General features: G+C 73.7%; 17 protein-coding genes. 11 read left to right on the top strand and 6 right to left on the bottom strand.

What is annotated here, in order from left to right; all coding sequences use genetic code 11:
• Positions 1 to 44: 44 nt before the first annotated feature.
• The 3 genes from ACIRG9_RS00935 (at position 45) to ACIRG9_RS00945 (ending at position 5238) form a co-directional block, all read left to right on the top strand.
• On the top strand, positions 45 to 341 hold the full coding sequence (locus tag ACIRG9_RS00935; protein WP_402848228.1) for a hypothetical protein: 297 nt from the start codon (positions 45 to 47) through the stop codon (positions 339 to 341).
• 217 nt (positions 342 to 558) lie between these two features.
• On the top strand, positions 559 to 3054 hold the full coding sequence (locus ACIRG9_RS00940; protein WP_402850188.1) for a putative bifunctional diguanylate cyclase/phosphodiesterase: 2496 nt from the start codon (positions 559 to 561) through the stop codon (positions 3052 to 3054).
• Between the two features lie 87 nt (positions 3055 to 3141).
• Positions 3142 to 5238, top strand: coding sequence for a thioredoxin domain-containing protein (locus ACIRG9_RS00945; RefSeq protein WP_402848230.1), 2097 nt, complete (start codon positions 3142 to 3144; stop codon positions 5236 to 5238).
• A gap of 1 nt (position 5239) precedes the next feature.
• Here ACIRG9_RS00945 and ACIRG9_RS00950 read toward each other — a convergent pair whose 3' ends face one another.
• Entirely contained in the window at positions 5240 to 5815 is a 576-nt protein-coding gene (locus ACIRG9_RS00950; protein ID WP_402848232.1) for a helix-turn-helix transcriptional regulator, read from the bottom strand.
• 95 nt (positions 5816 to 5910) lie between these two features.
• Here ACIRG9_RS00950 and ACIRG9_RS00955 point away from each other — a divergent pair, with 95 nt between their 5' ends.
• The 3 genes from ACIRG9_RS00955 to purE all read left to right on the top strand — a co-directional run bounded on the left by ACIRG9_RS00955 (position 5911) and on the right by purE (position 8108).
• Entirely contained in the window at positions 5911 to 6387 is a 477-nt protein-coding gene (locus ACIRG9_RS00955) for a hypothetical protein (RefSeq protein ID WP_402848234.1), read from the top strand.
• A 72-nt stretch (positions 6388 to 6459) separates the two neighbouring features.
• The gene (locus ACIRG9_RS00960) at positions 6460 to 7620 is read left to right on the top strand and encodes a 5-(carboxyamino)imidazole ribonucleotide synthase (RefSeq protein WP_402848236.1); all 1161 of its coding nucleotides are present in this window, start codon (positions 6460 to 6462) and stop codon (positions 7618 to 7620) included.
• On the top strand, positions 7617 to 8108 hold the full coding sequence (gene purE, locus ACIRG9_RS00965; RefSeq protein ID WP_402848238.1) for a 5-(carboxyamino)imidazole ribonucleotide mutase: 492 nt from the start codon (positions 7617 to 7619) through the stop codon (positions 8106 to 8108). The genes ACIRG9_RS00960 and purE overlap by 4 nt, the downstream gene beginning before the upstream one ends.
• A gap of 573 nt (positions 8109 to 8681) precedes the next feature.
• Here purE and ACIRG9_RS00970 read toward each other — a convergent pair.
• Together ACIRG9_RS00970 and ACIRG9_RS00975 are read right to left on the bottom strand one after the other, a co-directional pair.
• Positions 8682 to 13574, bottom strand: a complete 4893-nt coding sequence (locus ACIRG9_RS00970; protein WP_402848240.1) for an SCO7613 C-terminal domain-containing membrane protein — start codon at positions 13572 to 13574, stop codon at positions 8682 to 8684.
• A 160-nt stretch (positions 13575 to 13734) separates the two neighbouring features.
• Positions 13735 to 15162 (bottom strand): UDP-glucose dehydrogenase family protein, encoded by a 1428-nt coding sequence (locus ACIRG9_RS00975; protein ID WP_402848243.1) that lies wholly within the window; start codon positions 15160 to 15162, stop codon positions 13735 to 13737.
• Between the two features lie 249 nt (positions 15163 to 15411).
• Between ACIRG9_RS00975 and ACIRG9_RS00980 the strand changes: the two genes are divergently transcribed.
• Complete coding sequence (locus ACIRG9_RS00980) at positions 15412 to 16575, top strand: acyl-CoA dehydrogenase family protein (protein WP_402848246.1); 1164 nt, start codon at positions 15412 to 15414, stop codon at positions 16573 to 16575.
• A 57-nt stretch (positions 16576 to 16632) separates the two neighbouring features.
• On the opposite strand, the gene ACIRG9_RS00985 is transcribed toward ACIRG9_RS00980, so the two are convergent.
• Positions 16633 to 17292 carry a hypothetical protein gene (locus tag ACIRG9_RS00985; protein WP_402848248.1) on the bottom strand — a complete coding sequence of 220 codons (660 nt, stop codon included), beginning with the start codon at positions 17290 to 17292 and terminating at the stop codon, positions 16633 to 16635.
• Between the two features lie 23 nt (positions 17293 to 17315).
• Here ACIRG9_RS00985 and ACIRG9_RS00990 point away from each other — a divergent pair, with 23 nt between their 5' ends.
• Both ACIRG9_RS00990 and ACIRG9_RS00995 read left to right on the top strand, forming a co-directional pair.
• On the top strand, positions 17316 to 17834 hold the full coding sequence (locus tag ACIRG9_RS00990; protein WP_402848251.1) for an acyl-CoA thioesterase: 519 nt from the start codon (positions 17316 to 17318) through the stop codon (positions 17832 to 17834).
• Between the two features lie 177 nt (positions 17835 to 18011).
• Entirely contained in the window at positions 18012 to 20000 is a 1989-nt protein-coding gene (locus ACIRG9_RS00995; RefSeq protein ID WP_402848253.1) for an acetoacetate--CoA ligase, read from the top strand.
• A gap of 9 nt (positions 20001 to 20009) precedes the next feature.
• Here ACIRG9_RS00995 and ACIRG9_RS01000 read toward each other — a convergent pair whose 3' ends face one another.
• Positions 20010 to 20699, bottom strand: a complete 690-nt coding sequence (locus ACIRG9_RS01000; protein WP_402848256.1) for a TIGR03089 family protein — start codon at positions 20697 to 20699, stop codon at positions 20010 to 20012.
• A 150-nt stretch (positions 20700 to 20849) separates the two neighbouring features.
• Between ACIRG9_RS01000 and ACIRG9_RS01005 the strand changes: the two genes are divergently transcribed.
• The gene (locus ACIRG9_RS01005) at positions 20850 to 21995 is read left to right on the top strand and encodes a glycosyltransferase family 4 protein (RefSeq protein ID WP_402848258.1); all 1146 of its coding nucleotides are present in this window, start codon (positions 20850 to 20852) and stop codon (positions 21993 to 21995) included.
• A 63-nt stretch (positions 21996 to 22058) separates the two neighbouring features.
• On the top strand, positions 22059 to 23150 hold the full coding sequence (locus ACIRG9_RS01010) for a mannose-1-phosphate guanylyltransferase (RefSeq protein ID WP_402848260.1): 1092 nt from the start codon (positions 22059 to 22061) through the stop codon (positions 23148 to 23150).
• Positions 23151 to 23183: 33 nt separating this feature from the next.
• Here ACIRG9_RS01010 and ACIRG9_RS01015 read toward each other — a convergent pair whose 3' ends face one another.
• A complete protein-coding gene (locus tag ACIRG9_RS01015; RefSeq protein WP_402848263.1) occupies positions 23184 to 23768 on the bottom strand; it encodes an NUDIX hydrolase in 585 nt (194 codons plus the stop codon).
• Positions 23769 to 24047: the final 279 nt, after the last annotated feature.

Raw genomic sequence — 24047 nt, forward strand, 5'->3', positions numbered from 1 at the left:
CCGGCGGGTTACGCTGGTCGGTAACCGCACTTCGGAGGAACACCATGCTGACGACCGCCCAGGTGCTCGCGGAGAACAACAACTTCGGTGACACCCGCACGGGTGGTCTGGCCGGTCCGATGGGCCTCTTCCTCATCCTGCTGCTGGCCACCGCCACCATCCTGCTGATCCGAAACATGAACGCCCGGCTGCGCCGGTTGCCGGACCGCTTCCCGCAGCAGGCCGGCCCGGCGGACCAGAATCTGGCCGAGGCGGCAGTCGTCGATCCGACAGACGGGATCGTGCCGCAGGAATCACGCGCAAACGTTCCCAACGGTTCCCAGCAGCGCCGGAACGGGTAGTCGGCACGTGAATCATGCCGAAGCCGGTGTTCGCCCCCTGTTGCGACCACCGGCTTTGGCTTAGCCTTCCGCCGGGGGACCACTAGTCCCCGAGCCGTGCGCGGGAGGGGGCGTCGATGTCTGTGGCAGCAATGGCCGCCCACCGTGCCCGCGGACCGTCGCCGGGCAGGGTGGGCCCGTGACGCGCGGCAGGGGCGGCGGGCAGCCTCCCGATCGGCTGGGCCTGCGTGGCGCGCCGACCGGGGTGCTTCTGCTGACCTGCGCCGTCGCGGCCACCGCACTGGTGGCCGCCGTCCTCGGCCTCACCGTCACGGCGTCCCTCCCGCCGGACGACCCGCTGCCGGCGCCCGCCCGGTTCGGCATCGCGGTCGCCGCGTTCGCCGTGGCACAGCTCGCCCGCCTGCGCTTCCGGGCCGCGTCCGGGATGGTCAGCATCACCTGGGGCGAGGCCGCTCTCATCGTCTGCCTCTATCTCGTGCCGGCCGGCTGGCTGCCGGGCGCGGCCCTGCTCGGCGTCGGGGCCGCCTGGACCGCGATGTCCCTGCTCGCCGACCGGCAGTCCGCGTTGGAACTGGTCCGGATCACCGGGTCACTGACCGCCGCGACCGCGCTCGCCGCAGTGGTCGCCAGCGCGCTCGGCCGCCCGCTGGTCGCCGCGCCGACTCCCGAACTCGCCCTCGCGCTGGTCGCGGGTTCGGTGGTCTATCTGCTCACCACCGCCTGGCTCGGCGCTGCCAGCCTCGCCCTGCGGCACGGGATCCCGATCGGGCCGCCGCTGCTCGCCGCCCTGCGCGGCAAGCTGCTCATGTTCGTCGGCAACGTGGCCGTCGGCCTGGTGGTGGTCACGCTGCTGGAGCTCGACATCCGCTGGCTGCTGCTCCTCCCGCCGCCGCTCTGGCTGCTCCAACAGACCTACCGGCACCGGCTCCGGGCCGACCAGGAACGGCGCACCTGGCGGGCGTTCGCCGAGGCCACCGCCGCGCTCAACCAGCTCGACGAGCGGGGCGTGGCGACCGCCGCCGTGACCGGGGCGCTCACCCTCTTCGGCGCTGACCTGGTCGAGGTGGACGTCGCCCGGGGCGACGGCCGGTGGCGGCGCTACCGGGGCGACAAGAGCGGCCAGGTACGCGACCGCGAGGTGCGGTCGCCGACGCGTACCGAGGCGGGCGAGCAGGAGCTGATGCGGCCGTTGACGGTGGGCAGCGCGGAGGTGGGCCAGCTGCGGGTCCACTTTCCCCGGTCCGCCCCGCCGACCGCCCGGGAACGGGACGCCGTCGCCGCCTACGGCGACGCCCTGGCCGCTGCCCTGCACGATGCCGCGACCCATCGGGAGCTGCGGCTGGTCACCGCCCGTTCGTCGTACGACGCGGTGCACGACCAGCTCACCGGGCTGCTCAACCGGGCCGCCATGCTCAGCAAGGGTGACCAGGCGCTGCGGCAGCTCGCCCATGACCACCCGGTGGCGCTGCTGCTGCTCGACGTCAACCAGTTCAAGGAGGTCAACGACACGCTGGGGCACGCGGCCGGCGACCAGCTGCTGCTGCTGACCGGGAACCGGCTGGCCGCCCTGACCCGCCCCGGTGACCTGCTCGGGCGGCTCGGCGGCGACGAGTTCGCCCTGCTGCTGACCGCGGTTCCGGTGGTCGACGACCGGGCCGCCCCCCTGGCGTACGCGCTGCGCCAGGCCCGGGAGATCGCCGAGCGGCTCGCCGCACCGACGGAGGTGGCCGGCGTACGGATGTCCGTCGAGGTGGCGGTCGGGGTGGTGGTCGCCGACGCGGGCACTGCCGACCTGACCGAGCTGCTGCGCCGCGCCGACATCGCCATGTACCAGGCGAAGGAGGGCGGCGGCAGCGTCGCCGCGTACGACAGTTCCCGGGACGCGGCGAGCACCGACCACCTGGCGCTGCTCGCGGAGCTGCGGGAGGCCCTGGCGGCGGACGACCAGCTGGTCCTGGCGTTGCAGCCGGCGGTCGACCTGGCCACCGGCGCCCCGACCGGGGTGGAGGCGCTGATCCGCTGGCGGCACCCGCGGCGCGGCTGGCTCGGCCCGGCCGACTTCATCCGCCCGGTGGAGAACAGCGAGCAGCTCGGCAGCTTCACCCGGTACGTGCTGGACAAGGCCCTCGCCGTGGCGGCCGGATGGGCCCGGGAGGGGTTGGACCTGCCGATCTCGGTGAACCTGTCGGCGCGCAGCCTGCTCGACCCGCGGCTGCCGGCGGAGATCGGCGAGGCGTTGCGCCGGCACCAGGTGCCGGCGCACCGGCTGGTCCTGGAGATCACCGAGACGGTGGTGATGAGTGAGCTGGAGGTCATCGACGAGGTGCTCGCCACCCTGCGGTCGATGGGGGTGCAGCTCGCCGTCGACGACTTCGGGACCGGCTTCTCGTCGTTGACCTTCCTGACCCGGATCGCCGTCGACGAGCTGAAGGTCGACCGCTCCTTCGTGATCCGGATGGCCGACTCGCCGGAGGCGGCGGCGATCGTCCGGACCACCGTCGGGCTCGCCCACGAGCTGGGGCTGCGGGTGGTCGCCGAGGGGGTGGAGACCGCCGAGCAGCGGACCGCCCTGGCCGAGCTGGGCTGCACCGCCGCCCAGGGCTACCACTTCTTCAAGCCGATGCCGGCGGACAAGCTCGGGGCGGTGCTGGGGTCGCTGGTGGACACCGCCCGCGACAACGTCTTCCCGCTGCGCGCCGACGGCGCCTCCTGACGGCCGGCTCGGGGCGGAGGACGGCGTCCCGCGGCCGGACCGGTCCGCTGCGCGGCGTCGCCGCGGCCCGCTGGATATGGTCGTCGGGTGAACCGACTCGCCAACGCCACGTCGCCCTATCTGCTTCAGCACGCCGACAATCCGGTCGACTGGTGGCCCTGGTGTGAGGAGGCGTTCGCCGAGGCGAAGCGGCGCGACGTCCCGGTGATCATCTCGGTGGGGTACGCGGCCTGTCACTGGTGCCACGTGATGGCGCACGAGTCGTTCGAGAACGAGGCCGTCGCCCGGCTGATGAACGACGGCTTCGTGCCGATCAAGGTGGACCGGGAGGAGCGGCCCGACGTCGACGCCGTCTACATGACCGCCACCCAGGCGATGACCGGTCAGGGCGGCTGGCCGATGACCGTCTTCGCCGCCCCGGACGGCACGCCGTTCTTCTGCGGCACGTACTTCCCGCGATCGAACTTCATCCGGCTGCTCGGGTCGGTCGCCACCGCCTGGCGGGACCAGCGGGAGGCGGTGCTGCGCCAGGGCGCCGCCGTGGTCGAGGCGATCGGTGGCGCGCAGGCCGTCGGTGGCCCGGGCGCCCCACTCACCGCCGAACTGCTCGACGCCGCCGCGGACCAGCTCGCCCGGGAGTACGACGAGACCGAGGGCGGCTTCGGCGGGGCGCCCAAGTTCCCGCCGCACATGAACCTGCTCTTCCTGCTCCGGCACCACCAGCGCACCGGCTCGGCGCGGAGCCTGGAGATCGTCCGGCACACCTGTGAGGCGATGGCCCGGGGCGGCATCTACGACCAGCTCGCCGGCGGGTTCGCCCGCTACTCGGTGGACGCCCACTGGACCGTGCCGCACTTCGAGAAGATGCTTTACGACAACGGGCTGCTGCTGCGGGTCTACACCCAGCTCTGGCGGCTCACCGGCGACCCGCTGGCCCGCCGGGTGGCCCGGGACACCGCCCGGTTCCTCGCCGACGAGCTGCACCGGCCCGGTGAGGGCTTCGCGTCCGCGCTGGACGCGGACACCCAGGGCGTCGAGGGCCTCACCTACGTCTGGACCCCCGCGCAACTGGTCGAGGTGCTGGGGGAGGAGGACGGCCGCTGGGCCGCCGACCTGTTCGGGGTGACCGAGTCCGGCACCTTCGCCTCGCATTCCGCCTCCGGGCCGCAAGGCGGCGCTCCGGACGGAAGGAAGGGCGTCGAGCACGGCACGAGTGTGCTCAGGCTGGCCCGGGACGTGGACGACGCCGACCCGGGGATCCGGGCCCGCTGGCAGGACGTGGTGGCGCGACTGCTGGCCGCCCGGGACACCCGCCCCCAGCCGGCCCGCGACGACAAGGTGGTGGCCGCCTGGAACGGGCTGGCGATTACCGCGCTCGCCGAGTTCCAGCAGGTCGCCGCGCTCTACGCGTCCCCCGACGACGAGGACGCGAACCTGATGGAGGGCGTCACCATCGTCGCCGACGGTGCGATGCGGGACGCCGCCGAGCACCTGGCGAGCGCGCACCTGGTGGACGGCCGGCTGCGCCGGGTCTCCCGGGACAAGGTCGTCGGCGAGCCGGCCGGGGTACTGGAGGACTACGGCTGCGTGGCCGAGGCGTTTTGCGCGATGCACCAGCTCACCGGCGAGGGGCGGTGGCTGGCGCTGGCCGGTCAGCTCCTGGACGTGGCGCTGGCCCGGTTCGCCGCCCCGGACGGCGGCTTCTACGACACCGCTGACGACGCCGAGCGGCTGGTCACCCGGCCGGCCGACCCGACCGACAACGCCACCCCGTCCGGCCGGTCGGCGATCGTCGCGGCGCTGGTCGCCTATGCGGCGTTGAGCGGGGAGACCCGCTACCGGGAGGCGGCCGAGGCCACCCTGTCGACCGTCGCGCCGATCGTCGGGCGGCACGCCCGGTTCACCGGGTACGCGGCCACTGTCGGCGAGGCGTTGCTCTCCGGCCCGTACGAGATCGCGGTGGTGACCGACGACCCGGCGGGCGACCCGCTGGTGGCGGCCGCCCACCGGCACGCCCCGCCCGGCGCGGTGGTGGTGGCGGGCCGCACCGACCAGCCGGGCGTGCCGCTGCTGGCCGAGCGGCCGGCGCTGGACGGGCGCTCCACGGCGTACGTCTGCCGGGGGTTCGTCTGCGACCGGCCGGTCACCTCGGTCGACGACCTGGCCGCCCGGCTCGCTGGCTGAGTCACTCCGGCGGCCGGCCCGCGGTGTCCGCCGCGCTCTCGTCGCTGCCGCACAGGGCGGGCGGCAGGGCGCCGAACCAGTCCAGCACCGCCCGCTCGTAGGCCAGCCCGAAGCGCAGCGTCGCCACCGAGTACGGGTCGACAGCCTCCGCCTCGTCGGGTAGCGCGGCGGCGACCTGCTCGTATTCGGCCAGCCGGGCGGCGTGGGCGGCCCGGTGCCCGGCGAGGAACTCGGCCAGCCGGTCCGCCGGCAGGTGCCGGCCGAAGAGCACGGTGAGCAGCATCGGGAACCGGATCGTCTCCTCCGCCGGTGGTTTCGCCGTCCACTCGGCGAATGCTGCCCGGCCGGCGTCGGTGATCTCGTACGGCTTGCGGTCGCGGGGCCCGCGCTCGCCGGCGCGTACCAGCCCGGCGGCGGCCATCGCGGTCAGCTCCCGATAGACCTGGCTCTGCGTCAGCGACCAGAACGCCCCGATCCGCTGCTGGGCGTACTCGACCAGGTCCCAGCCGGTCATCGGGCCATCGTGCAGGAAACCCAGCAGAGAGGCGGCGGTGGCGTTGAGTGGCCGGTCCGGCATGGGTGTGCTCCTTTACGAATCGCTTGACATCCCATTGTGTCAGGTTGCACGATGGCGGTGGCAACCTCCCACAGTGGGAGGTCAAGGGGGGCCTCATGCACACCGTTCTCGTCGTGATCCACGCGGTCAGCGGCACCGCCGGGCTGCTGCTCGCCCTCCCGGTGCTGCTCGCGCCGAAGCGGCGCGGCCGGCACACCCTCCTCGGCCGGGTGTACGCGGGGGCCGCCGTCGGCCTGAGCCTCAGCGCCTTCGGCCTGTTCGCCTACCGCCCGGCCCAGCTCTGGGGGCTGGCCCTGCTCGGCGCGCTCACCCTCGGCTGGCTCGTCGGCGGCCTCTGGTTCGCCCGCCGTCGGCCGCAGGTAATGGGCGGTCGCGGTTGGCGCATCTGGCACCTCAACCTGATGAGCAGCACGGTGATCGCCTTCGTGACCGGCTTCGCCGTGCAGATGAGCGACGGGCACCTGGTGGCCTGGCTCGCGCCTACGGTCGTCGGCTCGCTCCTGATCGCCCGGACCACCGCCCGTGAGGTGGCCCGGGGACCGCGCCGGATCGTGATCAACGCCGCGAACTGAGCCGGAGCCGCAGGGGCCCGGGGCGGCCCGGACGGGCGGCCCCGGCACCCGCCCGGATAGGCTTGCGGCGCTATGGATTCCCGTACTGGACTGCCTGTCGTCGGCATGGTGGGCGGAGGGCAGCTGGCCCGGATGACCCACCAGGCCGCCATCGCCCTCGGTCAGTCGCTGCGCGTGCTGGCGCTCGCCCCGGACGACGGCGCGGCCCTGGTCGCGGCCGACGTCCAGTACGGCGACCACACCGACCTCGCCGCCCTGCGCACCTTCGCCAAGGGCTGCGACGTGGTCACCTTCGACCACGAGCACGTGCCCACCGCGCACATCCGCACCCTCGCCGACGAGGGCGTGAAGCTCTTCCCGCCGGCCGAGGCGCTGGTGCACGCGCAGGACAAGCGGGTGATGCGCGAGCGGCTCGCCGCGCTGGGTGCGCCGAACCCGGCCTGGCGTCCGGTCGAGGCACCCGCCGACCTGGTCGCCTTCGGCGAGGAGATCGGCTGGCCCGTGGTGCTGAAGGCGGCCCGCGGCGGCTACGACGGCCGCGGCGTCTGGCTGGTGAGCGACGCCACCGAGGCCGGCGAACTCGCCACCACCCTGCTCGACAGCGGCACCCCGCTGATCGTGGAGGAGCGGGTCGCGCTGCGCCGGGAGCTGGCCGTGCAGGTGGCCCGCTCGCCGTTCGGGCAGGTCGCCGCGTACCCGGTGGTGGAGACGGTGCAGCGGGACGGCATCTGCGTCGAGGTGCTCGCCCCGGCGCCGGGCCTGCCCGAGGAGATGGCGGTCACCGCCCAGCAGCTCGCCATCGACCTGGCCACCGCGCTCGGCGTGGTCGGCCTGCTCGCCGTCGAACTCTTCGAGACCGCCGCCGGCCTGGTGGTGAACGAACTGGCAATGCGGCCGCACAACTCCGGGCACTGGACGATCGAGGGCGCCCGTACCTCCCAGTTCGAGCAGCACCTGCGGGCGGTGCTCGACTACCCGATGGGGGACACCTCGCTCACCGCACCGGTCGTCGTGATGGCGAACGTGCTGGGCGGCGAGCCGGGCGGGATGCCCATCGACGAGCGGCTGCACCACCTGTTCGCCGCCGAGCCAGGGGCCAAGGTCCACCTGTACGGCAAGCAGGTGCGCCCCGGCCGCAAGATCGGGCACGTCACGGTGCTCGGACACGACCTGGACGAGGTACGGGCCAGGGCGGCGCGCGCCGTCCGCTGGCTGCGGGAGGGGCGCGGATGAGCACCGTCGGGCTGATCATGGGCAGCGACTCGGACTGGCCGACCATGAAGGGCGCCGCCGACGCGCTCGACGAGTTCGGGGTGGCGTACGAGGTCGGCGTGGTGTCGGCGCACCGCACCCCGGTCAAGATGATCGAGTACGGTCGGGCTGCCGCCGACCGGGGGCTCAAGGTGATCATCGCCGGCGCCGGCGGGGCGGCTCACCTGCCCGGCATGGTCGCCTCCCTCACCCCGCTGCCGGTGATCGGCGTGCCGGTGCCGCTCAAGTACCTCGACGGGATGGACTCGCTGCTCTCCATCGTGCAGATGCCGGCCGGCGTGCCGGTGGCCACCGTGTCGATCGGCAACGCCCGCAACGCCGGCCTGCTCGCCGTACGGATCCTGGCCGCCTCGGACCCGGTCCTGCGGCAGCGGATGGCCGACTTCCAGCAGAGCCTGGAGAACCTGGTGGCCGAGAAGGAAGCCGCCCTCCGCGCCTCACTCTCCTGACCGCCACGCCCGGCCTTGACCAGCCACCGGACCCGCCCCAGGCCTTGACCGGCCGTTCGCCTCGGTTCTTGATCGACACGTTGTGCGGCAACTGGCGGTTTCCGAGCGCTTGGAGGCCGCGATGTGCTGCACCTGGTGTTGGTCAAGCCCGCGGGGTCTGCGTGGTTTGCCGCGCCGGACCCGCCCCAGGCCTTGTTTGGCCGTTCGCCCCGGTTCTTGATCGACACGTTGTGCGGCAACTCGCGGTTTCCAGGCGCTTGGAGACCGCTACATGCCGCACCTGGTGTTGATCAAGCCCGCGGGGTCTGCTTGGTCTGCCGCGCCGGGCTGGCCTCATGCCTCGACTGGCCGCTTGCCCCGGTTCTTGATCGACACGTTGTGCGGCAACTCGCGGTTTCCAGGCGCTTGGAGACCGCGATGTGCCGCACCTGGTGTTGATCAAGCCCGCGCCCCTCCGCCCGAACCGGCACCCCTTGCCGCAGCCTCCGCCTGAACCGGCACCCCCTGCCGCAGCCTCCGCACGAACCGGCACCCTCTGCCCGCCCTCGACGACGGATGCCAGCCCCTCCAATTTCACCTCATGCCGCGTAGGGCGGTCTGCAGCCGTTCCTGGGCCCGGCGGCGGCGTTCGTTGCTCGCGCCGAGCGCCAGCAGGATGATGCCGACCGGGATCAGGACCAGCCACGGACCGAGGCTGATCAACGCGTGTACCGCGGCCACCGCCGTGACCGTGGCCCCGACGATCACCGGTGCCTGCTGGCGGCTGATCGAGCCGAAGATCAGCACCGCGACGGCGCCGAGCAGCAGCAGGACCTGCCGCAGCATGCTGGTGTCGGTGGCCAGCACGATCGCCAGCGTCGGCAGGAACGCGGCCACCAGCGCCGGCCCGTACGCCACCCAGCTCGACTGGTCGGGCCGGTGCCGCAGCTCCAGCACTCCCACCAGCAGGGCGAGCGCCGCGAACGGCAGGGTGTACGCCTCGGGCAGTGCCACGTCGGCCGACCGCATCAGGATCCACCAGGCGGTGATCTCGCAGCCCACCACCGACCAGAACAGGATCCGCCGCTCCACCGGCCGTCGGCCCGGACGGCCGGCCGCCACGCCGAGCACGGCACCCCAGGCGGCGAGCAGCGCGGCGATGTGGCGGGGCGAGTCGTACGCCAGGGCCAGCGCGATGAGGGCGGCGGCGTAACCGCTCCACTCCACGGTGGCCGCCTCCCGGAACGCCTCGGGACGACGCAACCGGGGGAGGGTGGCGGCGAAGACCTGGAGCGCCGCCCCGACCGCCAGCACCCCGAACGCCGACCAGACCGCGGCGAGCCCGGCGACGAGGCCGAGGGTGAGCACGAACAGTTCGGCCATGAGCGAGGCGAACAGCCAGCCGAGGATGCGGGCCCGCTGGGTGGTGCCGAAGAGCGCGGCGACCACGCCCACGCCGACCGCGCCGCCCAGGCTGAACAGGGTCAGCTGCCGGGTGGCGAGGCTGCCGGCCAGCCCGGCGCCGCCGGCGGCCAGCCCGATCGCGAACACCAGTACCCGTGCGACCCGCAGCGAACGAGCCGGCTCGGCCAGCGCCGGGGGTTGGGTCAGCGCCAGCCCGAGCATGGCGATGGTGAAGACCGCCAACCCGGCCAGCGCGCTCTCCGGCCAGCCGTGGCCGAGCGCCACCGGCGTGATCAGCACGGTGACCGCCGCGCCGGGCAGCACCACCGGGACGGCCCGGGAGCGCTGGCCCCCGCTGAGTCCGGTGGCGGCGAGCGCCGCCGTCGCGGTGAGCAGCAGCGCGGTCAGCACGTGGGTCGGATCGACGGCCCCGGCGGGCGGAGTGAGCAGCTCGGGCGGCGCGTCCCGCCAGATCCGCGGCAGCACCCGGAACGGCTCGACCAGGGCCACCAGCAGCGGCGGCGCCAGGCTGATCAGGGCCAGTGCGGTCGGCGCCCCGGCCGCCGCGAGAGCCCCGGCGGCCGGGCTGACCCGCCAGCGCAGCTCGGTGCCGTCGTCCGGCAACCGGCGCAGCGCCCCGTCGAGCAGCACCGACCAGCGGTGTACCGGTCGGGCCACGTTGACCGGCGGGGCGGTGGCGGCCCGGACCAGCTCCGCGAGCACGCCGAGCAGCGCCGCCGCGGCGGCGTACACCCCGGAGGGCAGGTGGGTGAGCACTGCGGCGACCGCGCTGATGGTCGCGCCGCCCACCACGGCCACGCTCGCATACGGGAGGTATTCCGGGACCTGCTGGCGGACCGCCGCCATCACGGCGAGGCCGATGCTGGACGCGGCCAGTGCGGCGGTGACCACCACCTGCGGTGAGCGGCCGAACTCGGCGGCCAGCGCGGCGACCGCCCCGGGCAGGGCGAGCAGGGCGGCACCCGCCGCCGCGCCGCCCACCTGCACCAGGTGCGGCGGCATCCCCTCGGTACGGACGTTCTCGACGAGCGTCGGTGCGAGCCCTCGGGCCAGGGCGGCGACCACCACGCCGATCAGCACGATGCTGCCCAGCGCCAGCGCGGTGGTCCAGGGGCGGACCAGTCCGGCGCCGGCGGCGTGCAGGGCGACCGCGCCGGCCACGACGGCCCGGGACACCGCGGCCCGGGGGTCCACCGTGGCCACCGCCGCCATCCCGAAGACCGTGGCGACCGTGGCACCCACCAGCACCGGCGACCACCAGGGCAGGTCGAGGGCGGCCGGGGCGCCGATGGTGGCGAGCGCGGCGGCGGCACCGGCGACGTCGTACCTCCAGGGTGGCGGCAGCAGGATGCCGGCGGCACCCGCCAGCAGCGCCAGCGCGACGGGCGCCTGCCAGGTTGCCCCACCGGTCGGCGCGGCCGGCCAGCCGCTCAGGTCGCCGGCCCAGATCGGGCCGGGTGTGGCCAGGACGCCGACCCCGCCGCGCAGCGTGCTCCAGGCGGCGATCAGGCCGACCAGCGTGCCGCCGACCGCGAGGCCGAGGATCGGTCCGCGTCGCCATTCCTCGGGCATCGCCCGGGCGGCGACGGCGACCACCAGGACCAGCCCGGCCGCCACCACGAGTTGGCCGCCGGGAGCGAGCACGGCGGCGATGCGGACCAGGGTGGCGATCAGCGCCGCCGTGGTGGCGGCGAGCGCGAGGTCCGAACCGTCCAGGGACAGGTCGGCGCGGCGGCCCGCGTCGACCCGTGGAGCCAGCGCCAGCAGCGCGGCGGCGACCAGCAGCAGCCCACCAACCCAGGCGTCGGCGGCGGTGGCGCCGGGTGCGCCGAACCCGGCCGCCGCGACCGCCACCGCGCCGAGCACGGTGCCGACCGCGTGCGGCGCGCTGAGGTGCCGTTGCGCGACCTGGACGACGGCGGCGTAGCCGAGGGTGACGCAGACGCCGAGGAAGCTCGCCGCGAGGATCGGGACGGTGACCTCGCGCAGGCTCGCCGGTGTCGGGGTCGGGTCGGTCGGCACGGTCGCCGCGACGAACGCGGCCACCGCCCCGGGCAGTGCCAACGCCGCGCCCCCCGCCGCCCAGCCGCAGACCGTGTCGGCCGCCGCGGTGGCGATCCGGACCCGGGGCGCCAGCGACACCAGCGCGCCGGCCAGGAAGAGGGTGGTCAGCGCGGCGGCGGTGAGTCCCGGCCGGGCCAGCGAGGCCCCGGCGCCGATCAGGCCCAGCCCGGCGGCGGTGACCGCGTGGACCACGGCGGACCGTCCGGTGCCCGCGGTGAGCCCGAGGATGCCGATTCCCACCGCGGTCAGCAGCATCGGCCAGCAGGCCGCGGCCCAGCCCAGCCCGAGGGAGGCCGGCACCGCGAGCGCGGTCAGTGCCGCCGCGACCACTGCGAAGTCGCGCCGGATCTCCGCGGGCAGGGCGACCACCGCCGCGATCGTGAGCAGCAGCGCGCTGGCCGCGAGCTGCCAGCCGCTCGGCCCGACCGCCGCGGCGAGTTCGGCCTGCCACCCGCTCAGGTCTGCCGACCAGGCGGGCAGCGCCGCGCGGACCGGTGCCAGCCCGGCCCGCAGCGCGCCGCCGGCCACCACCAGGCCGCTGACCGTCAGTGCCACCGCCGAGGCGAGCTGCGGCCCGCGCCGGGCAGCCTCGGGTACGACCCGGACGGCGAACCCGGCCAGGGCGATGACCGCGGCGATGAGCAGTAGCGAACGGCCCGGGAAGGCGACCGAGGCGACCCGGCCCAGCGCGCCGATCACCGCGAGGGTGACGATGCCGGCGCCCACGTCCGGCAGCGGTGGCCGGCGCAGCGCCAGCGTTCCGGCCAGCCCGACCAGCGCGGCGAGCAGCAGCACCGCGCCCGCGCCGGCGGCGGCCGGAACCGTCGCGGCGCGCAGCAGCGCGGTGACCGCGTACGCCAGGGCGACGGCGACCGCGACACCGTGCAGCGCCCAGGTCAGCTCCGGCAGCCAGGGCACCGGACGGGCGGGTGGGACGGCCGGGGCGTCTCCGGTCGCGGCGAGCACCTCGCCGGACTCCTCCGGGTCCGTCTCGGGCCGGCCGTCGGCGGCGTGCTGCTCGGGCGGGGCGGGTGCCGGCGGCGGGCTGGGCAGGTCGCGCCGGACCGGCCGTTCGAGGACCACCGCCGAGCGGGCCAGGGCGAGGTCGACGACGGCCAGCACGGCCAGCACCAGCGCCCAACCGGTCGGCCCGCTGATCCGCTCGTACGCCAGCAGCGGCAGCACCGGTTGGGCGGCCAGCACGGCGGCGAAGCGGGGGGCACGCAGCCCGGTCCAGTACGCGTACCCGACGGCGACGACGGTGGTGACCAGGAAGATCGACCCGGCGAAGGCCGAACCGGAGGCGCCGCCGATCCGGTCCACGGCCCAGAGCGCGTACCCGGCCAGCGGCACCAGGAGCAGGCCCACCGCGGCGATCGTCTCGGCGGTCGAGGTGAGCCCCCGGCGGGCCAGCAGCGGCGGAGCGAGCAGCATCAGCACCGTCGCCACGAGCAGGACGGCGAGTCGGGCCAGCGCGTCCATCGAGCTGGTGGCGACCGCGGCGAAGACCACCGCGGCGACGCCGAGCAGCAGCGCGCCGAGCCCGAGGGGGATGTTCTGCACCTCCCGGGAGGAGGCCTCCGGGGGGTGTTGCGGATCGTCTACGTCGAGCCAGTGCGGTCTGGCCGGGGGCGGCAGGTCGTCGGGGCCGGGCGGCGGGGTGCCCTGACGGGGCACCCGCGGCGGCGCGCCGGCGGCGGCGGTGGGCGGGCGGCGGCCCGGCTGCCGGCGTAGCACCCGGCGCGGGCGGCTGGCCTGCTTCTGCCGCTGCTCACCGGCGTGCGCGAGGATGTCCCGCTGGAAGAGCGCGGCCTGCATCTTGGCGGCGATCTGCCGCTGTTCGCGGGCGATCTCGGCGTCGCGCGCCTTCATCTCCGCGATCGAACGCTCGATCTCCGTGAGGTGGTCGGCCCACTGTGGCTGGTCGGCCCCGCAGTACGGGCAGACGATGGCCGGCTTGATCTCCCGCCCGCACGAGGCGCACCTGAAGTCCTGCACGACACCCCTCCGTCCGGCCGGCCCGCACTGTGGACCCTCACTGTCGCAGCATGCCTTGACCGGGCGTGGATTTCGACCGTTGCCGGCGCGTTCCGGGGCGACAAAAAACCGGCCGGCCGTGGAGTGGATCCACGGCCGGCCGGCCGGAGAGGTCGTGGGGTCAGGGGCGGCCCATGCCGCGGTACGCCCAGCCCGCCTGCGTCCACAGTGTGGAGTCCAGGCAGTTGCGCCCGTCGACCACCTTGCGCCCGTTGACCAGTTCGCCGAGGGCGACCGGGTCGGCGTTGCGGAACTCGGCCCACTCGGTGAGCACGCAGACCAGGTCGGCGTCGCGGACGGCGTCGTTCATGCTCGTCTCGTACGTCAGCTCGGGCACCGCCCGGCGGGCGTTCTCCATGCCCTGCGGGTCGAACACGTGCACGTCGGCGCCGGCCTTGCCGAGCAGCGCGGCGACCGCGAGCGCCGGGGCGTCCCGCACGTCGTCGGTGTTCGGCTTGAAGGTGGCGCCGAGGACGGCGATCCGGGTGCCGGAGAGGTCCGGTCCGGCCGGCCCGGAGCGGCGGCCGAGCAGGTCGGCGGCGAGTTGGACGACCCGGGTACGCCGACGCAGGTTGATCAGGTCGACCTCGTGCAGGAAGCGCAGTGCCTCGCCGGCACCGAGCTCCTGGGCGCGGGCCTGGAACGCCCGGATGTCCTTGGGCAGGCAGGCGCCGCCGAAGCCGAGGCCGGCCTGGAGGAAGCGGTTGCCGATCCGGGGGTCGTACCCGATGGAACGGGCCAGCTGGGTGACGTCGCCGCCGGACGCCTCGCAGACCTCGGCCATCGCGTTGATGAAGGAGATCTTGGTGGCCAGGAACGCGTTCGCGGCGACCTTGACCAGCTCGGCGGTGGCGAAGTCGGTGACCACCAGCGGCACCTCGCGGTCCTCGGTGGCGGCCAGGTCGAAGACGCCTTTGTGGGCGGCGTAGAGCATGCCGTTGGCCCACTCGCTCTTGACCCCGACCACGATCCGGTTGGGGCGCAGCACGTCGTCGACGGCGAAGCCCTCCTGGAGGAACTCCGGGCTCCACGCCACCTCGACGCCCAGGTCGGCCGGGGTGTGCTTGCCGACCAGTTGCTCCACCCACTCGGCGGTGCCCACCGGGACGGTGGACTTGCCGACGATCAGCGCCTTGCGGGTCAGGTGCTGGGCGAGGCTGGTCACCGACGCCTCGACGTACGACAGGTCGGCGCCCATGCCGTCGGCCCGCTGTGGGGTGCCGACGCAGATGAAGTGCACGTCGCCGTAGTCGGCGGTCTCCTTGATGTCGGTGCTGAACCGCAGCCGGCCGGCGGCCAGGTTGCGCCGGAGCAGCTCGTCCAGGCCGGGCTCGTGGATCGGGACCTCACCGGCGTTCAGCTTGGCGATCTTGTCGGCGTCGACGTCGAAGCCGAGCACCTCATAGCCCAGCTCCGCGTAGCAGATGGCGTACGTCGCGCCGAGGTAGCCGGTGCCGAGGAAGGTCACCCGGGGCCGGGCCGCGCCCGAGGGCGGGGTCACCGCGGCGATGGCTGGCATCGGCTGGGTGTTCGGGTACGGGATGGTCACGCCTGTCTTCTCCGCTCGCACTGGGCGGCGCTTCCTTGCGTCGCATTCGGCTGCGGCGCCTGGCCGGGCACCGGTGGGGGGACGATTTGCTGTGATTCTGTGGTCGCCGGTCGGCTTCGACGCCGTCGAGCACGAGCCTACGCGGCGGTAAGGAGCACCAGTTCCCAGGTCGCTATCCTTCACCTTGCGCGGTCGGAGGTGGTAAGGCGCTCGGACTGCGCATTTTAGCGGTGAAGGGGAGGGGCCGACATGGCCGCAGAGCAGTCGTTCGACGTCTATCGGTTGCCGGAGGAGCACGAGGCGGTCCGGGAAGCGGTTCGTGAGGTTTGTACGGCGAAGGTGGCCCCGCACGCCGCCGAGGCCGATGAGACCAGTGAGTTCCCCAAGTCGTCGTACGACGCGCTGCGCGCGGCCGACTTCCACGCCCCGCACATCCCCGTCGAGTACGGCGGGGCGGGCGCGGACGCGCTGGCCACGGCCATCGTGATCGAGGAGGTGGCCCGGGCCTGTGCCGCCTCGTCGCTGATCCCGGCGGTGAACAAGCTGGGCACCATGCCGCTGATCCTGGCCGGCTCGGAGGAGCTGAAGCGCAAGTACCTCTCCCCGGTCGCCACCGGTGAGGGGATGTTCTCGTACTGCCTCTCGGAGCCGGAGGCGGGCAGCGACGCCGCCTCGATGACGACGAAGGCGGTCCGGGACGGCGACCACTGGGTGCTCAACGGCGTGAAGCGGTGGATCACCAATGCGGGCGTCTCCGAGTACTACACCGTCTTCGCTGTGACCGATCCCACAGCCCGGTCCAAGGGCATTTCGGCCTTCGTCGTGGAGAAGTCCGACCCCGGGGTCAGCTTCGGCGCACCGGAGAAGAAGCTCGGCATCAAGGGCTCGCCCACCCGCGAGGTGTACTTCGACAACGTCCGGATCCCGGCGGACCGCATGATCGGTGCCGAGGGCACGGGCTTCGCCACCGCGATGCGCACCCTGGACCACACCCGGGTCACCATCGCCGCCCAGGCGCTGGGCATCGCGCAGGGCGCGCTGGACTACGCCAAGGGGTACGTCCAGGAGCGCAAGCAGTTCGGCAAGCCCGTGGCCGACTTCCAGGGCGTCCAGTTCATGCTCGCCGACATGGGCATGAAGCTGGAGGCGGCCCGGCAGCTCACGTACGCCGCCGCGGCGAAGTCCGAGCGGGGCGACGCGGATCTGACCTACTTCGGTGCCGCCGCCAAGTGCTTCGCCTCGGACGCCGCCATGGAGATCACCACCGACGCCGTCCAGCTGCTCGGCGGTTACGGCTACACCCGCGACTACCCGGTCGAGCGGATGATGCGGGACGCCAAGATCACCCAGATCTACGAGGGCACCAACCAGGTGCAGCGCATCGTCATGGCGCGCCAGCTTCTCAAGGGCTGACCGGCCGAGCTGCCACGATTGTGCGGGCGGGCCGGGATTCCGGCCCGCCCGCGATCGTCATCGGGTTTCGGCGGTGCTCTCCGGTCGGGCCGTCGTACGCGGAGGCGCGGACCACGGCGACTCGCCGCCGACGCGGCGGGGCAGGGGTTCGGTGGGGTTGGTGTCGGGGTAGCCCAGCGTGGGCGGGGGGATGTCCTTGTCATTCAGATCGGACGGGGGCCATTCGCCGAGCGAGTGGGTGGCCTCGACCGGCTCGTCGGCCGGGGTGGGCGCCGTCGCGGCCGCCACCTTCCCGGGCTCCTGCCGCCACCGCTGCCGGCTGAACACGGCCATCAGCAGCAGCATGCCGATCAGGAACAGCGTGCCGTTCTCCAGCGGCTCGCGCAGTGGCAGGGGATCCCCGAGCATCTTCCAGCCTTCAGGGATCTGGTCACGGACGGTGAATGGCGCGACGAACAGGCCGAGGTAGGGCACGACCAGCAGCAGCCCGGCCACGAGTGGACCGAACGGCGAGAAGCGCAGCGTGCCCAGCAGGCCGAGCAGGATGCCGGCGACGCCGAGGTAAACGGCCGGCTCGATCAGGTTGGGTGTGCTGTACGTACCGATCTCCACCCAGCGGTGCACGGTGCGTCCAGACCCCTCCTGACCGAGGGTGACGAGCACCCAGGTGACGGGCGCCACCACCAACCCGGCGAGGAAGCTCCAGAGATGTCGCATCCGCGCACCGTACCGTTTTCGGCATGACAGATCACCCCTCCACCGCTCCGGCGGGCAAGCCGACCTCGTACTCGCGGGTCACGTTGAGCCGGATCATGACTGCCGTCGATGTCAATCTGTACGGAACCGTGCACGGTGGGGTACTGATGAAGTTCGTCGACGACGTTGCTGGGGCGGCCGCGGCCCGGCACAGCGGCGGCACCGCCGTCACCGCCTCGATCGATGAGATCGTCTTCTCCGAGCCGGTCCGGGTGGGTGACCTGGTGCACGCCCACGCCCAGGTCAACTGGACCGGGCACACCTCGATGGAGGTGGGGGTGAGGGTGGTCGCCGAGCGCTGGGACTCGGCCGAGGACGAGCCGATCCGGGTCGCCACGGCGTACCTGGTCTTCGTGGGCGTGGACGTCGGCGGCACGCCGCGACCGGTCCGCCCGGTGCTGCCGGAGACCCCGGAGGACGAGCGGCGCTACCGGGAGGCGGAGATCCGCCGGGCCCACCGGCTGGCCCGCCGCCGTGCCATCCAGGCCCACCGCGCCGGCTGAGGTGGTGTAAGGAGGGGCCCTTCCTTCCACCGCCACCCACATTGGGCGGGGGTGGGGGGTGTGGCACGGGCACGCGTCATCGGCGGGACCCGGTGCGGACAATGGGCTGGCGAGGTAGGGCAAGATGGCGCCACGGCCCGCACAGTGTCGTGACCGGGGCCTGAGGAGGGTGGAGCTGTGGGTGACGTGCTGTGGACCCCGCCGGCCGACGTGCGCGAGCGGTCCCGGATCGGCGACTACCTGCGCTGGCTGGCCGAGCACCGGGGGCTGGAGTTCGCCGACTACGACGCGCTGTGGCGCTGGTCGGTGACCGACATCGACGCCTTCTGGCGCTCGATCTGGGACTACTTCGAGGTGGTCGCGCACACCCCGCCGGCCGGCACGCTGGGCGAGCGGACCATGCCCGGCGCCCGCTGGTTCCCCGACGCGACGCTCAACTACGCCGAGAACGTGCTGCGGATGCCCGGCCGGGCCGACGACGACCCGGTGGTGATCGCGCACGGGCAGACCCGGGCGCCGGAGACGGTCACCGCGGCCGAGCTGCGCGAGCGGGTCCGCCGGGTGGCGGCCGGGCTACGCCGGCTCGGGGTCGGCCCGGGCGACCGGGTGGCGGCGTACGCGCCGAACATCCCGGAGACGTTCGTGCTGCTGCTCGCCACCGCCAGCCTCGGCGCGATCTTCTCCTCCTGCGCCCCCGAGTTCGGCACCCGCAGCGTCACCGACCGGTGGCAGCAGATCGAGCCCACGGTCCTGGTGGCCGTCGACGGCTACCGGTACGGCGACAAGCCGATCGACCGCAGCGGTGAGGTGGCCGCCATCCGGGCCGCCCTGCCGTCGCTTCGGCACACCGTCAGCATCGCGTACCTCGACCCGGCCGGCACGCCCGGAGAGGGCATGATCTCCTGGGCCGAGCTGGCGGCGGAGACCGACGAGCCGCTGACCTTCACCCCGGTGCCGTTCGACCATCCGCTCTACGTGCTCTACTCCTCGGGCACCACCGGCCTGCCGAAGCCGATCGTGCACGGCCACGGCGGCATCCTGCTGGAGCACCTGAAGATGCTGGCCCTGCACCACGACCTGGGCCCGTCCGACCGGTTCTTCTGGTTCACCACCACCGGCTGGATGATGTGGAACTTCCTGGTCTCCGGGCCGGCGGTGGGCGCGACGATCGTGCTCTTCGACGGCAACCCGGGCCACCCGGACCTGGGCGCGCTGTGGCGGATGGCGGAGCGGACCGGCACCACGTACTTCGGCACCTCCGCGCCGTTCCTGCTGGCCTGCCGCAAGGCCGGCCTGGTACCCGCGGAGATCGCCGACCTGTCCGCGCTGCGCGGCCTCGGCTCGACCGGCGCGCCGCTGCCCACCGAGGGCTTCACCTGGGTGTACGAGAACGTCGGCGACGCCCTCCAGCTCCAGTCCCTCTCCGGCGGCACGGACGTCTGCACCGGCTTCGTCGGCGGGGTGGCGCTGCTGCCGGTGCACGCCGGGGAGATCGCCTGCCGGGCGCTCGGCGCGAAGGTGGAGGCCCGCTCCGCCGACGGCACCCCGGTGATCGGGCAGCTCGGCGAGCTGGTCATCACCGAGCCCATGCCGAGCATGCCGGTGGGCTTCTGGAACGACCCGGACGGCGCGCGCTACCGCGAGGCGTACTTCGAGGTCTATCCCGGGGTGTGGCGGCACGGCGACTGGATCACGATCAACGAGCGAGGCGGCTGCGTGATCACCGGCCGCTCAGACGCCACCCTGAACCGGGGCGGCGTACGCCTCGGCACCGCCGAGTTCTACTCGGTGGTCGAGGGGCTGGACGAGGTGGTCGACTCGGTGGTGGTGCACCTGGAGGACGACGAGGGCGGCGCGGGTGAGCTGCTGCTCTTCGTAGTCCTCGCCGCAGGGCTGGAGCTGGACGACGAGCTGCGGAAGAAGATCTGCCGAGAGCTGCGCACCGCCCTGTCACCCCGGCACATCCCCGACGAGATCCACCAGGTCCGGGCGGTCCCGCGTACCCTCTCGGCGAAGAAGCTCGAGGTCCCGGTCAAGAAGATCCTCACCGGCACCCCGGTCGACACCGCCGCCGCCAAGGGCGCCCTGGCCAACCCCGAGTCCCTCACGGCCTTCGCCGCCCTCGCCCAACGCCGCGCCAACAACGACCACCCCACCCCCGCCTGACCTCGTCGCTCAGGTCAGGACGCGGGTCGCCTTTTCCGTCGCGGTGCGGGAGTCGAGGCGGGACTGGTCCAGGTTGCCGCAGAGGACCAGGGTGGTGCGGGCGGTCAGCGGGGCCAGGAGCCAGTCGATCGGGTCGGGGTGCCGGTCGGTGTCGACCAGCAGGCGGTCACCGGGGGTGAGGCAGAGTTCCGTGGCCCGGGCCTCCGCGCGGGCCAGCAGGTCCGCGTCCGCCTCGCCCGCCTCCGGGTACGGCGTGAAGTGGTCGCCGTGGCCGCGTACCTCGACCACGTAGTCGGCGAAGCCGGGCGGCACCTGCCGCATCGGCAGGGCGAACGGGTCCAGCGCGAGCGCGTACCGCTCGGCGGCCGACCAGGCCGTCGCCGCCTCGATCCGGTCGGCGGCAGCGAAGAGCACGTCCACGGGGCCCCGGGCGTCGACCACGGTCAGCTTCGCCGACCAGCACCCGAGCAGCACGGCCGCGGTCTGCCAGTGCGGCGGCAGCAGCACGGCGGCCGTGTCGCCGAGGCCGAGGGCGGCCTCGTCGACGAGCAGGTTGGCCGTCTTGGCCACCCAGTTCGCGAGCGTCGCGCCGGACAGTTCGGTGCGCTCGCCGGTGGCGTCGTCGTACCAGGTCAGCAGGGGGCGCGTGGGGTCGGTCGCGATCGCGTCGGCGAAGACCCGGGCAATGTTGTCGGCCATCGGCGCGAACGATACGCGCTTCGGTAGGGGACTCGATGACAACGACAAGTCGGCGTACCGTCGGGTCGCAGTCGACGCCGGGACCCGAGCCCGGCGTAGGCTTGCCGACAGTGTCGTTCCCCACAGACCGACTGACTGAGGAGTCGCCCCGTGACCGCCGGTCGCCCGCCCCGCGTGCTCATCGACGCCACGAGTGTCCCCGCCGACCGCGGCGGCGTCGGTAGATACGTCGACGGCCTGCTCGGCGCCCTCGGCCGGGTCTGCGGCTCCGGCGTGGACCTGGTCGTGGTGAGCCTCCGCACCGACCTGGAGCGCTATACCCGGATGCTGCCCGCGGCCGAGGTGATCCCCGCTCCGGCGGCGGTCGCGCACCGCCCGGCCCGGCTCGCCTGGGAGCAGACCGGCCTGCCGCTGCTGGCCCAGCAGGTCAGCGCGGAGGTGCTGCACTCTCCGTTCTACACCTGCCCGCTGCGGGCCGGGTGCCCGGTGACGGTCACCGTGCACGACGCGACCTTCTTCACCGAGCCGGAGCACTACGACAAGTCGCGCCGGACGTTCTTCCGTAGCGCGATCAAGACATCGCTGCGCCGCGCCGACCGGGTGATCGTGCCGAGCAAGGCCACCCGGGACGAGCTGATCCGCCTCCTGGACGCCGACCCGACCCGGATCGATGTGGCGTACCACGGGGTCGACCAGGCCGCCTTCCACGCCCCCGGCGAGGAGGAGAAGGCCCGGGTCCGTGCCCGCCTCGGGCTCGGCAGCAGCAGCTACATCGCGTTCCTCGGGGCCAAGGAGCCGCGTAAGAACGTACCCAATCTGATCCGCGGCTGGGCTCGGGCGGTGGCCGACCGGGAGGACCCGCCCGCGCTGGTCATCGCCGGCGGCCAGGGGCACGACGACGACATCGACCGGGCGGTTGCCGAGGTCCCGTCGCACCTGCGACTGCTCCGCCCGGGTTACCTGCGCTACGCCGACCTGCCCGGGTTCCTCGGCGGCGCGCTGGTCGCCGCCTACCCGTCGTACGGCGAGGGTTTCGGCCTGCCGATCCTGGAGGCGATGGCGTGCGCGGCGCCCGTGCTGACCACGCCACGGCTCTCGCTGCCCGAGGTGGGCGGCGACGCGGTGGCGTACACCAGCGAGGCCCCGGACCAGATCGCCACCGACCTGGCCGCCCTGCTTGACGACGAGCAGCGCCGGCTCTCGCTGGCCAAGGCCGGCTTCGACCGGGCCAAGGAGTTCACCTGGGAGTCCAGCGCGGAGGTGCACATCGCCGCGTGGGGCCGGGCCCGTTCCTGAGCGGGAGCCGCAGGTACTGCCGACCCCCGGTCCGGAGGGGTGCGGTTCGGGCATGATGTGCTGATGTTCTACGCCGTAATTCCGGCCGGTGGCAGTGGCACAAGGTTGTGGCCGCTGTCCCGGGCCAGCCACCCCAAGTTCCTCCACCCGTTGACCGGCACCCCTGCCTCGCTGCTCCAGGCGACGGTGGACCGGCTTGCGCCGCTGACCGCTCCCGAGCGAACGCTGGTGGTCACCGGTGCCGCGCACGTCGCGGCGGTGGCCCGGCAGCTGGCTGGCCTGCCCGAGGAGAACATCCTGGTCGAGCCGTCGCCGCGCGACTCGTGCGCGGCGATCGCGCTGGCCGCGGCGGTGATCGCGGATCGCGACCCGGCGGCGGTGATGGGCTCGTTCGCCGCCGACCACCTGATCGGCGATCCGGCGAGCTGGGCCGAGACCGTACGGCAGGCGATCCGCGGCGCGGAACAGGGGTCGCTGATGACGGTGGGCATCACCCCGACCCGACCGGAGACCGGCTACGGCTACCTGGAGACCGGCGAGCCGGTGGGCGACGGCCCGCTGCGCCCGGTGATCGAGTTCAAGGAGAAGCCGGCCGTCGAGGTGGCCGAGGGCTACGTCCGCTCCGGTCGGCACCTCTGGAACGCCAGCATGTTCGTCTGGCGGGTGGACGTCTTCCTGGCCGAGCTGGCCCGGCAGCAGCCGGCCCTGCACGCGGGGATCACCGCGATCGCGGCGGCGTGGGGCACCCCGGAGCAGGACGACGTCCTCGGCACGGTCTGGCCGACCCTGCCGAAGATCTCGGTGGACTACGCGGTGATGGAGGGGGCGGCGACCGCCGGCCGGGTGGCGACCGTGCCGGGCGACTTCGGCTGGAACGACGTCGGCGATTTCCACACCCTCGGCGAGGTGCTCCCCGCCGACCAGGCCGGCAACGTGGTGCTGGGCGCGGACGCCAAGCCGGGTGTGCTGCTGCGGGACAGCAGCGGCCTGGTGGTGGTGCCGCAGTCGGGCCGGCTGGTGGCGGCCGTCGGCGTACGCGACCTGATTGTGGTGGACACCCCGGACGCGCTGCTGGTCTGCCCGCGCGAGCGGGCCCAGGACGTGAAGAAGGTGGTCGACGAGCTCAAGGAGCGCGGCGAGGAGGGCCTGGTCTGACCGGGCGCCCGGCCGGGTCCGCCGTGCCCCGGCTCAGCCGGCGGCGCGGCGGGCCAGGGCGGCGAGGGCCGGCGCGACCAGCTGCTCGGTGGCGTGGGCCAGTGGCTCGGGCAGCCGGTCCGGCGGGAACCAGCCCAGCGCCTCGGACTCGGCGCTGACCCGCTCGGTGGCACCGGCCGGGGCGAGCACGGCGAACCGTACGTCGTAGTGCAGCGAGCCACCCTGGCAGGTGACCGGGTGGATGTCCACGTCGATCGGCTCCGGGTCGACCACCAGCCCGGCGATCCCGGACTCCTCGGTGGCCTCGCGCAGCGCGGCGGCGGCCAGGGTCCGGTCGCCGGGCTCGCAGTGGCCGCCGAGCTGCACCCATTTGCGGAACTTGCCGTGCAGGCAGAGCAGCACCCGCTGGCCGGTCGCGTCGAGTACCAGCGCGCTCGCGGTGACATGCCCGGCGTGATGGCCGCGACCCATCGTCACCGGCCCGGCGGCCAGCAGCTCCAGGGTCTGGTCCCGGGCCGTGGCGGCGGCCGGGCTGGTCGGTGTCCAGCGGCTCAGCAGCGCGGTGGCGTCGGCGTGCAGATCGGCGTACGCCGGTAGGTCGGTGCGGGTGTCGGGCACTCCGACACTCTACGAGCGCGGTGGGACGACCGGATGCCACCTCTACGGCAAGTGCCGCAGACCCTCGTTGGTGTCGCCCGGCCGTCCACGTCCCTCGGAACCCCGCTCGCCTTCGGGTCGGCCGAAAACGTCCGAGCCCGACAGGCAAGAGGAAGTCTTGCCGAGCGGCCTGCCCGCCGTCGAGGTCTTTCAGCCCACGCTAAAAGATGGAGATTAGTGCCGGCCAGGTACAGTGCCAACGGTGGCGGGCGTTCCTGCTGTCCGCCCCGGGAGCGCACC

Source organism: Micromonospora sp. NPDC093277 (assembly GCF_044765245.1).
Lineage (GTDB): Bacteria > Actinomycetota > Actinomycetes > Mycobacteriales > Micromonosporaceae > Micromonospora.

Excerpts from the sequence above, each read along its gene's own strand:
- ACIRG9_RS00990 (WP_402848251.1), top strand. The coding sequence starts at position 17,316 with ATGACAGATCACCCCTCCACCGCTCCGGCGGGCAAGCCGACCTCGTAC.
- ACIRG9_RS00960 (WP_402848236.1), top strand. The coding sequence starts at position 6,460 with ATGGATTCCCGTACTGGACTGCCTGTCGTCGGCATGGTGGGCGGAGGG.
- ACIRG9_RS00950 (WP_402848232.1), bottom strand. The coding sequence starts at position 5,815 with ATGCCGGACCGGCCACTCAACGCCACCGCCGCCTCTCTGCTGGGTTTC.
- ACIRG9_RS01000 (WP_402848256.1), bottom strand. The coding sequence starts at position 20,699 with ATGGCCGACAACATTGCCCGGGTCTTCGCCGACGCGATCGCGACCGAC.
- ACIRG9_RS00980 (WP_402848246.1), top strand. The coding sequence starts at position 15,412 with ATGGCCGCAGAGCAGTCGTTCGACGTCTATCGGTTGCCGGAGGAGCAC.
- purE (WP_402848238.1), top strand. The coding sequence starts at position 7,617 with ATGAGCACCGTCGGGCTGATCATGGGCAGCGACTCGGACTGGCCGACC.
- ACIRG9_RS00935 (WP_402848228.1), top strand. The coding sequence starts at position 45 with ATGCTGACGACCGCCCAGGTGCTCGCGGAGAACAACAACTTCGGTGAC.
- ACIRG9_RS00955 (WP_402848234.1), top strand. The coding sequence starts at position 5,911 with ATGCACACCGTTCTCGTCGTGATCCACGCGGTCAGCGGCACCGCCGGG.
- ACIRG9_RS00985 (WP_402848248.1), bottom strand. The coding sequence starts at position 17,292 with ATGCGACATCTCTGGAGCTTCCTCGCCGGGTTGGTGGTGGCGCCCGTC.
- ACIRG9_RS01010 (WP_402848260.1), top strand. The coding sequence starts at position 22,059 with ATGTTCTACGCCGTAATTCCGGCCGGTGGCAGTGGCACAAGGTTGTGG.